Source organism: Bacteroides mediterraneensis (genome assembly GCF_016900355.1).
Classification (GTDB): Bacteria; Bacteroidota; Bacteroidia; order Bacteroidales; family Bacteroidaceae; genus Phocaeicola.
Genome location: NZ_JACJKA010000042.1, coordinates 1 through 11,415, shown reverse-complemented (window position 1 = coordinate 11,415; position 11,415 = coordinate 1). Strand labels below are relative to the sequence as shown.

9 protein-coding genes and 1 tRNA gene are annotated in these 11,415 nt (G+C 42.6%); 5 read left to right on the top strand and 5 right to left on the bottom strand.

The features are described from left to right. Positions 1-186: 186 nt before the first annotated feature. Positions 187-1,347 carry a helix-turn-helix domain-containing protein gene (locus tag H6A28_RS14505; RefSeq protein WP_204480973.1) on the top strand — a complete coding sequence of 387 codons (1,161 nt, stop codon included), beginning with the start codon at positions 187-189 and terminating at the stop codon, positions 1,345-1,347. Between the two features lie 122 nt (positions 1,348-1,469). Here the strand turns inward: H6A28_RS14505 and H6A28_RS14500 are convergent. Continuing rightward, positions 1,470-1,544: transfer RNA gene (locus H6A28_RS14500), tRNA-Pro, on the bottom strand. A 119-nt stretch (positions 1,545-1,663) separates the two neighbouring features. Next, positions 1,664-2,725, bottom strand: coding sequence for a 3-dehydroquinate synthase (gene aroB / locus H6A28_RS14495; protein WP_204480971.1), 1,062 nt, complete (start codon positions 2,723-2,725; stop codon positions 1,664-1,666). A 101-nt stretch (positions 2,726-2,826) separates the two neighbouring features. Here aroB and H6A28_RS14490 point away from each other — a divergent pair, with 101 nt between their 5' ends. From H6A28_RS14490 to cls, 3 genes are all read left to right on the top strand, one after another. Next, the gene (locus tag H6A28_RS14490) at positions 2,827-3,234 is read left to right on the top strand and encodes a hypothetical protein (RefSeq protein WP_204475449.1); all 408 of its coding nucleotides are present in this window, start codon (positions 2,827-2,829) and stop codon (positions 3,232-3,234) included. 85 nt (positions 3,235-3,319) lie between these two features. Next, the gene (locus H6A28_RS14485; RefSeq protein ID WP_204480969.1) at positions 3,320-6,208 is read left to right on the top strand and encodes a TonB-dependent receptor; all 2,889 of its coding nucleotides are present in this window, start codon (positions 3,320-3,322) and stop codon (positions 6,206-6,208) included. Between the two features lie 99 nt (positions 6,209-6,307). After that, the gene (cls, locus tag H6A28_RS14480; protein WP_204480967.1) at positions 6,308-7,741 is read left to right on the top strand and encodes a cardiolipin synthase; all 1,434 of its coding nucleotides are present in this window, start codon (positions 6,308-6,310) and stop codon (positions 7,739-7,741) included. Here cls and H6A28_RS14475 read toward each other — a convergent pair. The 3 genes from H6A28_RS14475 to H6A28_RS14465 are packed head-to-tail and all read right to left on the bottom strand — an operon-like array spanning position 7,701 to position 9,772. Beyond that, entirely contained in the window at positions 7,701-8,267 is a 567-nt protein-coding gene (locus H6A28_RS14475; protein ID WP_204475446.1) for an RsmD family RNA methyltransferase, read from the bottom strand. The genes cls and H6A28_RS14475 overlap by 41 nt on opposite strands. Then, the gene (locus tag H6A28_RS14470; RefSeq protein WP_204480965.1) at positions 8,258-9,082 is read right to left on the bottom strand and encodes a DUF3822 family protein; all 825 of its coding nucleotides are present in this window, start codon (positions 9,080-9,082) and stop codon (positions 8,258-8,260) included. Before H6A28_RS14470 ends, H6A28_RS14475 begins: the two co-directional genes overlap by 10 nt. Positions 9,083-9,085: 3 nt before the next feature. Beyond that, positions 9,086-9,772, bottom strand: a complete 687-nt coding sequence (locus tag H6A28_RS14465) for a hypothetical protein (protein ID WP_204475444.1) — start codon at positions 9,770-9,772, stop codon at positions 9,086-9,088. A gap of 93 nt (positions 9,773-9,865) precedes the next feature. Between H6A28_RS14465 and H6A28_RS14460 the strand changes: the two genes are divergently transcribed. After that, positions 9,866-11,287 carry an ATP-dependent DNA helicase gene (locus tag H6A28_RS14460; protein WP_204480963.1) on the top strand — a complete coding sequence of 474 codons (1,422 nt, stop codon included), beginning with the start codon at positions 9,866-9,868 and terminating at the stop codon, positions 11,285-11,287. Positions 11,288-11,415: the final 128 nt, after the last annotated feature.

Sequence of the window (11,415 nt, the reverse complement as noted above, 5' to 3'; positions counted from 1 at the left end):
ATTCACTAATATTCAAAAGTGAATATTGGAATATGAGTTTAAATACCTGATAATAAATTATTTACATAGAAAAATTAATATGTAGCGCAAAATGGATATTCACTTTTATCTGTTTTGCGCTATTTTTGTATATTCAAGTTGATTAAAAATTCATATATTTACATCCATATTGATTTTTATATCACTATGAGAGAAATAGACAATATAAAGAGAATTATGGATGAGGCTCGTATGAGCCAAAGGGAACTGTCACAGAGAAGCGGTATAGCTCATGAAACAATATCTAAAATTCTAAATGGGAAATATCCTCTTAGCCATAAGTTATTGGTCAAAATTGCTGATGGTTTGAGTATTCCCATATCTGAATTAATGGAAGATGTCATAACTCCTATCACTGTTGGAGTACAAGGGTATATTGAGTATAATGATGAGATAATCAAGATTAAATCATTCCGTCAATTACAGAAGTTGGTGGAACAGATAGAGTATGAGACTAGCATTTTACCAAAGCAAGTGAAGGAAATCAAAGCTCTAAATGAGAAAAATCGAAGGTTGATTAAAAATTCAACAAATGGAAACAACTATGAATTTAACATCAATGACTTTGAGCTAATTCAAACACATGATGCAACTAAGGTAGATTGTTGGGCTTTCAAAACAGCATCCGACACTAAAGATGGCATAATATTAGATTTGGGTAATCAGTGTTCGGGTTATCCGTTTAGCCTACATGGACACATGTTCTATACTTCTGAATCAGCTTATCTTTGCGGTCAATTTTCAAACAATACAGAAGAGCATAAACGTATTCAAAATCAGCTATTATATGAAAAAAACGGCTACACAGCCAAAAAGAAGGTGAAAAACGCAAACAAAGCATTAATAAGAGCCGATTGGGATTCATTCAGAACTGAATGGATGTTGTATGTTATATGGGCTAAATGTCAGAATAGAGATTTTGCAGAAAAATTAAAATTACTCCCTCCAAACGCAATCATAATTGAAAATAGTACGACAATACATGAGGGCACAAGTTCATCATGGGGATGCAAGAATGTGGAACTTGAAGAGGCTAGGGATAAGGTAAAGCGTTACACTACCTTACAATACATGAAGAAGGTACGTGAGGGAAAAATAAAAAAGAATAGCCTAGAATTAGATGCGCTTATTCAATCAGAGAGGAATAAAATTCAATATATTGGAACTTATTCTGACGGTAAAAATTATATGGGTAAAATATTGAAACGCTGTCAATTAGCATTACTGAATAATACTGAACCCCGTATTAATTATGACTTGTTGAGGACTAAACAGATATACTTATTTGGAGAGTTATTATCTTTCTAAGAGAGGTTTGCGTAAAGTGAGAATAGGTTGCTTTTTGCGCAACTTATTGGAAAATGGTGTTGAAAAAAGTGTTGAGAAATAAAAAAGAGGCTTGATAATCAATATCTTGCCTCTTTTACCAGTCGGGGTGACTGGATTCGAACCAGCGACCACACGCCCCCCAGACGCGTACTCTAACCGGGCTGAGCTACACCCCGAATTGCGGATGCAAAGGTAGTGCTTTATTCGGAATAAGCAAACTTTTTCCGCAATTATTTCATCTAATTTTAAAATTCAATTTGACTGTCAGGAAAAGGCTCGTTGGGTTACAAGGGACTTATCCCATTGTTTCTCGATAAAAATCCAGCAGTTCGTAGATTTCTTCCTGTGAGGCGGTCTGATTGATTCGGATATCCCCAATTCCTCCCAGCAGGGTAAAGTTGATTACACCGGAAGCCACATTTTTCTTGTCATGCTTCATCAGGTCGTAGAGAGTATCATAATCATCGCAGGTGAAGTACAGGCTGCCATAGTTTTCTTTAATGAACTGGATGGTAGTGCGTAATGCTTCTTTGGGGAAGCCGCAACGGAGGTGGGAAAGATAGAGTTCGCAAACCATTCCCCAGGCTACGGCATAACCATGAAGCACTGGATGTTCCGTCTTTAGGGAAAAGCTTTCGAAAGCATGCCCGATGGTATGTCCGAAATTCAAGGCTTTCCGTATGTTTTGTTCATAAGGGTCTTTTTCCACGATGTCTTCTTTCACTTGTACGGACTCTCCGATGAGGTTTTGCAGCTGGGAGTAGTCGATGTGGTTCAAGTCGAATTTGAGCAATTCGCTCCAGTGTGCCTGGTTGCTGATGAGGCCATGTTTCAGCATTTCCCCGTAACCGGAAAGCAGATTCTGTGGGTCAAGAGTTTTCAGAAATTCGCTGTCAATCAATACTTGGTCGGCAGGGTAGAAAGAGCCGATTTCATTCTTCAGGTCGTTGAAGTTGATGCCCGTTTTGCCGCCTACGGCTGCATCGACCATGGAGAGCAGGGTGGTCGGGATATTGATGCAGGCAATGCCCCGCTTGAAAGTGGCTGCGGCAAAGCCTCCTAAGTCGGTCACCATTCCGCCTCCTAAGTTGATCAGGAGAGTATGACGTGTGGCTCCCCGGCTGCTGAGCTGGTTCCATACGTAGGCCAGCGTTTCTAAATTTTTATGTATATCTTCCGGACCGATGACAATCTGTTCAGCCTCTTTCAGGCAGGGAATGTCTTGCAGTAGGGGAAGGCAGAAACGGCAGGTATGTTCATCGGTAAGGATAAAAATCTTGTCGTATGAATGGGCGGATATCTTCTGGCTGAGTTCCGCGGTAAAATTTTGGCAAATGATAACTTCCTGTTTGCTCATAAGTGTATTTGTTTTAGCCGCAAATTTAGAAAAAAAGTTAGAAGATGTCGGATATTGCCTTATAATTAAGTATTTTTGTGCCAATAAAAATAAATTAAGTTATGAAAGGAATTTTACCGGCCTCGTGCCGTTTGTTAGGGTATGTATTGCTGTTGCTGGCGGTATTTGTACCTTTATTGATGTATATGTTCGGGCAGGTAGACGATGGAAATCTGCTGTATGTGAAACTGGGAATGAAACTGGTGATTTGGATTTCACTGTTCATGATTTTTCTGGCCCGGATGAAAGATGAAGAAGAGGAGGGAGCTGCCATTCGTCGGAAAGCGATGGTAATTTCGCTTTATCTGTGGGGAATTTATTATGTAGTAATGCTGGTGAAGTCAGCGTACGATGGAAATTTGCAGGAAGCAGATAATTCCGTAGGTATTGTATATATGGTAATCAATGTGTTCTGCAAGGAATTTTTGATGCAGAAAGCGAGAATAGAGAAGAATTTCAGACGAAAATAAATAAAAAAAGAAGATAGAGGGTTAAACCTTTTTCCATGATGATTGTCAAAGGTACAATTAATCAATGGAAGAAAAAGAAAAGGCAATGAAAAGGTTTTTATTGGGATTGCTGCTGATGGTTGGGGTAGCCATCTCTGCTTTTGCACAAAGTGGGGGCAGCCGAGGTTCCGTTTCGGGAACGGTAATAGACAAGGGAGACAATTCGCCTGTGATTCAGGCTACCGTGCAACTCCTTTCAGTGAAGGACAGCTCGATGGTAGTGGGAAATGTGACGGACTTGAACGGCCATTTCTCTTTATCAGTACGTCCGGGTAAGTATTTGTTGAAAATTTCATACATTGGTTATTCGCCTTATTTCAAGCAAATAGTTTTGTCCAGGAACAATCTGAGAGCGAATGTGGGTAAAGTGCCATTGGAGGCAGATGCCATTATGCTGGCAGAGGCGGTGGTAGTGGCAGAAGCTCCGGAGGTGACAGCTGCAGAAGATACGTTGGTGTATAACAGCTCTGCATACCGTGTGCCGGAGGGCTCCGCTTTGGAGGAACTGGTGAAGAAATTGCCGGGAGCCGAGGTGGATGAGAACGGCAAGATTACCATCAACGGTAAGGAAATCAAGAAAATCATGATTGACGGAAAAGAATTCTTTGCGGACGATCCGAATATCGCCATGAAGAATCTGCCGGTGAATATTATTGATAAGGTACGTGCATACGATAAACAGTCTGATTTGGCTCGAGTGACAGGTATTGATGATGGAGAGGAAGAAACCGTGCTCGACTTGAGTGTGAAACCGGGAATGAACAAAGGCTGGTTTGGTAATGTGGACTTGGCCGCCGGAACAAAGGACCGTTATAGTGGCAAGATAATGTTGAACCGTTTTGTGGGGAACAATCAGTTTACTGTCATCGGTTCTATGAACAATGTGAACGACAATGGTTATCCTGGTGGTGGAGGCGGTTTCCGCTGGGGTGGACAGAATGGATTGACCAGTATCAAGATGGGTGGTTTTAATTTTAGCACTCAGAGTGAAAAACTGGAAACCGGTGGTAGTGTAAATTATAATTATAAGGATGCGGATATCATCAGCAAGCAGGCTTCGGAAACATTCGTTTCTTCCGCAAGCAGTTCGTTCAAAAATGCGTTGACGTCTAACCGGAACAAAACCACTTCGTTGACAGCTGATTTCCGCATTGAATGGAAACCGGATACCATGACCACGGTAATCGTTCGTCCGCGTCTGACTTACGGAAAAGACAATAATGGAAGTGGCACCCATTCATATACCTTCAATCAGGATCCGGGATATTCTACCGATGAGATTCTGAATGCGGGGGATAACTTGTCTGATTTGATTCCGGAAGAGAATATCGTCAATACGATTCTCCGTAACAGCCTGCAAAAAGGTAGTGATTTCAATGTGGGAGGTTCGGCCATGATTAATCGCCGCTTAGGAAAGGCAGGTCGTAACATTACTTTCCGTGGTACTTATAATTATACGAACAGCTCGAGCGAACAGTTCTCTGAATCTAAAACAGAATATTTCCAGAAAACGGAAGCGGATCTTACGGAAGCAGACCTGCAGGAGATTTTGAACCGTTATATCACTACTCCGACTTTGAACTACAATTACGGTGCACGCTTTACGTATAGTGAACCTATTTTCAAGGGTGGTTTCTTGCAGTTCAGCTATAATTTCCAGTACAAGCGTTCGAAGAGTGACAATTCAACTTATACGATGCCTGAAGACTGGGTTATTAGCCAGGGATTCGGAGGTGATTACATGGGAGAACTGGATACGCAGAATAGTAAGAGTGCCCAATATACATACTACAATCATCAGGCAGATATTTCATTGCGATGGATTCGTGAGAAGATGCGTTTGAATGTGGGAGCTTCTTTCCAGCCGCAGAAATCAAAATTGACTTACAAGAAAGATCAGCTGGATACCGCTACAGTACGTCGCGTCTTCAATTTTACTCCGACGTTTGATTTCCGTTATAATTTTTCGAAGACGAGCCAGTTGCGAATCACCTATCGTGGAAGAAGCTCTCAGCCGAGCATGACCGATTTGCTTCCGGTTGAAGATACTACCGACCCGTTGAATATCCGTCGAGGAAATCCGGGGTTGAAGCCGGCGTTTACAAATACTTTCATGGCTTTCTATAATACTTTCAATACGAAAACGCAGCGGGGTATTATGACGCATTTCCGCTTTGAGAATGTGATGAACAGTATTAGTAACCGAAGCGTTTATGACCAGTCGACAGGTGGAACGATTACCCAGCCGGACAACATTAACGGAAACTGGAATTTGTTTGGTATTTTAGGGTCGAATACGGCTTTGAGAAACAAGAAATATACCATCAACACGTTTACCATGGCTCGCTATAACAACATCGTAAGTTATATGAGCGATATGCAGTCACAGGGACTTTCAGACAAGAACAAGACTCGTCAGTTGTCATTGAGTGAACGTTTGAGAGGTACTTACCGGAATGACTGGTGGGAATTTTCATTGAATGGTTCTTTGGCTTATACGCACTCACGAAACAGCTTTAAGGAGGAAAACAACATGGATACTTACCAGTTCTCTTACGGTGCCAGTACGAATGTCCGCTTGCCGTGGAACATGTCACTTGCTACAGATATTTCACAGAACTCACGTCGTGGATATGCGGATGCAAGTATGAACCGTGATGAGTTGATTTGGAACGCACAGATTTCACAGGACTTCCTGAAGGGAAATGCTGCTACGGTCAGCATCCAGTTCTATGATATCCTGCGTAATCAGAGTAATATTAGCCGTGTCATCAGTGCTGCTATGCGAAGTGATACAGAATACAATGCTATTTACAGTTACTGTATGATTCACTTTATTTACCGCCTGAATCTGTTTGGCGGTAAAGGTGCCGGTCCTCGTATGGGAGGTCCTGGATTTGGACCAGGTCATGGTCCGGGTCCCCGCAGATTCTAAGAAAAGTTGGAAATGCCGCAAAAGAGAAGTCTCACTTTTGCGGCATTTTTTTGGCCTTTTTTCAAATAACTTGTATTTTTGTTAAAAACCAAAGCCTGAATGGATATAGCAGTCTGGAATAGTATCTTTGTGGCCGCAGCCTATTTCCTCTATTTTGCAGTGATACTGACGACCATCTTTGTCGTGATTCTTGATAACCGTAGTCCGGTAAAGACCATGGCATGGATTCTGGTGCTTTTCTTTCTTCCGCTTGCCGGATTGATTCTCTATATATTCTTCGGACGGAGTACGCGCAAGGAACGGTTGATAAGCCGGAAAGGATATGCACGCTTAAGTAAGCGTCCCATGGCAGCCTATCAGGCACAGTTATCGGTAGGAGGTGAGCATGGAAAACAGCGGCTGATGGATTTTTTCAACCGGGTCAATAACGCCTTGCCTTTTGCCGGAAATAAGGTAACGGTGTACACGGATGCTGTATCTATGTTGTCTGATTTGTTGAAAGCCATTCACCAGGCACAACATCACATTCACATGGAATTTTATATTTTTGAAGACGATGCAGTGGGCAGATTGGTTCGTGATGCCTTAATCGACCGTGCTCGTGCGGGAATAAAGGTACGGGTACTGTACGATGATGTGGGTTGCTGGAAAGTGCCGCATGATTTCTATGAGCAAATGCTTTGTGAGGGTATTGAAGCTCTCTCGTTCTTGAAGGTTCGCTTCCCTCAGTTTACCAGTAAGGTGAACTATCGGAATCATCGCAAGATTGTGGTAGTAGATGGGAACGTAGGTTTTATTGGAGGCATGAATCTGGCCGAACGTTATGTGAAGGGATTGGGAAAAGGAGTGTGGAGAGATACGCATGTGCGCTTGGAGGGGAAAGCTGTATATGGACTTCAGACGGCTTTCCTGACCGACTGGTATGCCATTGACCGTACCTTACTGACCTCTGAAGCCTATTTCCCGAAGATTCCAGTTCAGGGCAGGGTATTGGTGCAGATTGTGACTTCCGACCCGGTGGGAGAGTGGCGTGACATCATGCAGGGATTGATGATGGCGATCTGTGGTGCCAGAAGGTATTTCTATGTGCAGACCCCTTATTTCCTACCCAGTGAGGAGATTATGGCGGCTTTGCAGACGGCGGCCCTGGCAGGCGTGGATGTACGGATTATGTTGCCTAAGAGAGGGGATTCGTGGTTAATTCACAAAGGGTCATTGTCTTATTTGTCGGAAATGATGAAGGCTGGTGTCAAGATTTATTTGTATAAGAAAGGTTTCCTGCATTCCAAACTCATGGTATGTGATGATGTGCTTTCCACGGTAGGATCAACCAATATGGACTTTCGCAGCTTTGAACATAATTTTGAAGCCAATGCCTTCTTTTATGATAAAGAGACGGCACTGGCTTTACGTGAGATTTTCTTGGCCGATCAGAAGGATTGCATCTTACTTTCGGCCAGGGTTTGGGAAAAGCGTTCCTGGAAAAATAAGGTTACAGAGTCGGTTGTTCGTCTGTTTGCTCCTTTGCTCTGAAAAAAGAGAAATTGACGCTGCCGTAGTGACGGTGCTCAAAGAAGCAGGGATGTTGTTCAAAACTGAGATTCTTGCCATGCTCCAATACAAAAATTCCTTCAGGTTTCAGCAGGTTGTACTGAAAAATCAGGTCAGGAATGCGGGCCAGGTTCTCCAGGGCATACGGAGGGTCGGCAAAGATAAAGTCGAACTGCATGCCGCATTTCTCAATGTATTTGAATACATCGGCTCTTAACGGGAGGCATTTGTCTGTCTTGACTTCTTTCATGACCTTGCAGATAAAGGCGTGATGCTGTGGGTCTTTTTCCACAGATATCACTTGGTCACAGCCCCTGGATACCAGTTCGATGCTGATGCTTCCGGTTCCGGAAAACAGGTCAAGGGCAGTCACTCCGTCTTCAAAATCAATGTAGTTGTTGAGTACGTTGAACAGGTTCTCTTTGGCAAAGTCCGTGGTCGGGCGTGCCTTGAATGTGTGGGGGACGTCGAAACGTCTTCGTTTGTATATTCCGCTTATTACTCGCATGAAGTTAAAGATAGCATGTCAAATGGAATCTGCTTGATGAGACTAAGGGTCAGATTGTTGAATTCCATTTGTGGATTAATGATATAAAGTTTTCGTATGTATTTCCGCAATACAAGAAGTAATTCTTCCCACTGGTCTGCTTGTGTATTGCTGTGGATGTATAAAGCATCTTTTTCCTGGTCAAATCCGGCTTGTTGCCACACATTGAGCAAATAGTAGCATGAGTCGTGCAGACTGGAGGTGGGATATGAGTTCAGTAAGGTCAGTTGTTCCTTTTCAAATCCAATCACTTCCATGCTTTCCGGGTGGAGAATGGCAAACAATTTCCGTCCTTCATTCTGCTTGCATTTATGTGAGAAGAATTCCGTGAGTGGACTGACGGAAGCAAATAGGCGTGCATTGGGAAAATGTTCTGTCAGAAATAGATGAGTCAGCTTATCCAGTCCAAAAAGAATCACCACATTGCTTTTACCCAAGATATTGCAGAGTATCACCTCATTGCTTTGAGGTGGAAGATTCTGATAGAATAAAAGTTCCGTCTGTTCGTCTTCATATAATTCCAATGGAACAGTCGTGTAGCGGGAGGTATGAATCAAGATGTTGACTTGCTTGAAAGAGTGTTTCCATTCTTCTGTTTCCGTCAGATAGGCTTTCACATTGGCCGCCATAGAACGTTGTGTGTTGACAGGTGAAGAACTGAAATAAGCTTCACTCTCGTACTGAGGGTGATAGATAGAAAAAGAAAATCCATCCGTACTAAGACGGATGGATAATATATATTGTTCTGATTTATTAAAATCAATGGGTTGGGCCATAAATTATTCCCAGTTTCCAGCGTTGTTATTCGGCTGTTCGATGTCACCAACTTTCAGACCGCAGTATTTACCCAATTTAGTCTGCATATCTTTCAAGTTAATCAGTTCCTGTTCGTTCAGACCTTTCAAATATACATCGTAAGATACCTGTGCCTGGAACAAGTTCAGAGGAGCACCAGATTTAGTAGTATCCTGACGGACAGCCATTTCAAATTTAGCACCGTTTCCATAAGGAACATAAGCCAAAGAGTCAGGATTGAATCCTTTTTCAAAGATCGTATCCATTACGGCTACCCACATGGTATCACGACGGAAGTTCTGCAGGCCTTCTTTTTCTACTTCACTCCAGTTACCAGTCTTTTTGGCTTTATTAATCAATTCCATGGCTTTCTTTTCAGTCATACCATTGTTCAACTGGTCATCAGTCAATGAACCCACTTTCATGATGAACGGAAGTTTTGCAGTCTTAACGAAAGCAATCAAGCTATCGAAGTTAGCTGTATAGGCTCCATTGTGAACTGAACGATATTCCTGCTGAGCTTTACGGATATCAATCAGACGGGCAATAATTGCTTTTTCTCTGACTTTCTTTTCATTGTCGAAGTTGATAGGGCCCATAATACTGCCGTAGCATATATATACCAAGCAGATAACACAGATGGCCAACACAAGATTAATAACTGTTTTCATGATAATATTGTTTTTTTAGTTTATATTCGTAGCGCAAAAATAAATAATTTACTTGAACCACGTCAATCTTAGGTAAACTTTTTATACGGCTTTATGTTAAATAATGATTTATCGCAGCAAATTAAGCGAAATTTTTCCTATAAACCAACAGAAGAGCAGGAAAATGCGGTGAAAAGTTTTGCAGATTTCATGCTATCAGCCTCTGAAGATGCCGTTTTTCTGATGAAAGGGTATGCGGGGACGGGGAAAACCACATTGACGGCCGCGTTGGTACAGACGCTCGACCAGCTGCAGTGGAAAGTAGTGTTGCTGGCACCTACAGGAAGAGCTGCGAAAGTTTTCTCTTCTTATGCGGGGCATCCGGCTTATACGATACATAAGAAGATATACCGCCAAAAGGTGTTTTCCAACGAAACCGATAACTTTGTGGCTAACCAGAACTTGCATCGCCATACATTGTTTGTGGTAGATGAAGCTTCCATGATTTCGAATGAAGGGCTGTCTGGAGGGCATTTTGGCAGTGGTCGTTTGCTGGATGATTTGGTGCAGTATGTATATAATGGTATGGGATGCCGCCTGATGCTGGTGGGGGATACAGCACAGCTGCCTCCAATAGGGGAGGAAGAAAGTCCGGCTCTTTCAGCAGCCATGTTGCAGGGATATGGACTGAATGTGACAGAATGTGTACTTACAGAGGTGGTGCGTCAGAGAGAAGCATCGGGTATCTTATGGAACGCTACTGCATTGCGGACACATATCGTGGAAGAGGATTTCTTTGAGTATCCGCGCATTCGTTTCGATGGATTTCCGGATATTTGTCGTGTACCGGGGGATGAACTGATTGAAGCCATCAATGATTGTTATGATCATGTCGGTTTGGATGAGACCATTATCATTTGTCGTTCCAACAAACGCGCTTCCTTATATAATAAAGGAATACGGAACAGTATTCTGTTTAGGGAGGATGAGTTGAATAGCGGAGATGTGTTGATGATTGCCAAGAACAATTATTTCTGGGGAACCGATTGTAAGGAACTTGATTTTATTGCCAATGGTGATGTGGCAGTAGTACGTCGGGTACGTCGTATTCGAGAGATGTATGGATTCCGTTTTGCCGATGTGTTGCTGTCCTTTCCTGATTATGGAGACTTGGAGCTGGAAACGAAAATCTTGTTGGATACGCTGCATTCAGAATCTCCTTCTCTTTCGAAAGAAGAAAACGACCGGTTGTTTTATGCTATCCTGGAAGACTATGCCGATTTGCCAACGAAGCGGGAACGGATGAAAAAAATGAAAGAAGATCCCTATTACAATGCGTTGCAAGTGAAGTATGCGTATGCAGTGACTTGTCATAAAGCTCAAGGCGGGCAATGGAAACGGGTGTTTCTGGATCAGGGATACCTGACGGAAGAGATGCTTTCATCCGATTATTTCCGCTGGCTTTATACTGCTTTTACCCGGGCGACTGAAAAATTGTATTTAGTGAACTGGCCGGCAGCACAAACAGAAGAATAGGAAAGAGGGTGTGTCAAAATGCATACCCTCTTTTTTTATGACAACGCCCCGACTTTCCCAAGCCGAGGCGTTGTTATTACCTAAAGATTTTGTATCTTTAGGCATAAGCAAAGTAATATGGCAAAGAT

Excerpts from the sequence above, each read along its gene's own strand:
- aroB (WP_204480971.1), bottom strand. The coding sequence starts at position 2,725 with ATGAGCAAACAGGAAGTTATCATTTGCCAAAATTTTACCGCGGAACTC.
- H6A28_RS14460 (WP_204480963.1), top strand. The coding sequence starts at position 9,866 with ATGTTAAATAATGATTTATCGCAGCAAATTAAGCGAAATTTTTCCTAT.
- H6A28_RS14465 (WP_204475444.1), bottom strand. The coding sequence starts at position 9,772 with ATGAAAACAGTTATTAATCTTGTGTTGGCCATCTGTGTTATCTGCTTG.
- cls (WP_204480967.1), top strand. The coding sequence starts at position 6,308 with ATGGATATAGCAGTCTGGAATAGTATCTTTGTGGCCGCAGCCTATTTC.
- H6A28_RS14505 (WP_204480973.1), top strand. The coding sequence starts at position 187 with ATGAGAGAAATAGACAATATAAAGAGAATTATGGATGAGGCTCGTATG.
- H6A28_RS14470 (WP_204480965.1), bottom strand. The coding sequence starts at position 9,082 with ATGGCCCAACCCATTGATTTTAATAAATCAGAACAATATATATTATCC.
- H6A28_RS14490 (WP_204475449.1), top strand. The coding sequence starts at position 2,827 with ATGAAAGGAATTTTACCGGCCTCGTGCCGTTTGTTAGGGTATGTATTG.
- H6A28_RS14485 (WP_204480969.1), top strand. The coding sequence starts at position 3,320 with ATGAAAAGGTTTTTATTGGGATTGCTGCTGATGGTTGGGGTAGCCATC.
- H6A28_RS14475 (WP_204475446.1), bottom strand. The coding sequence starts at position 8,267 with ATGCGAGTAATAAGCGGAATATACAAACGAAGACGTTTCGACGTCCCC.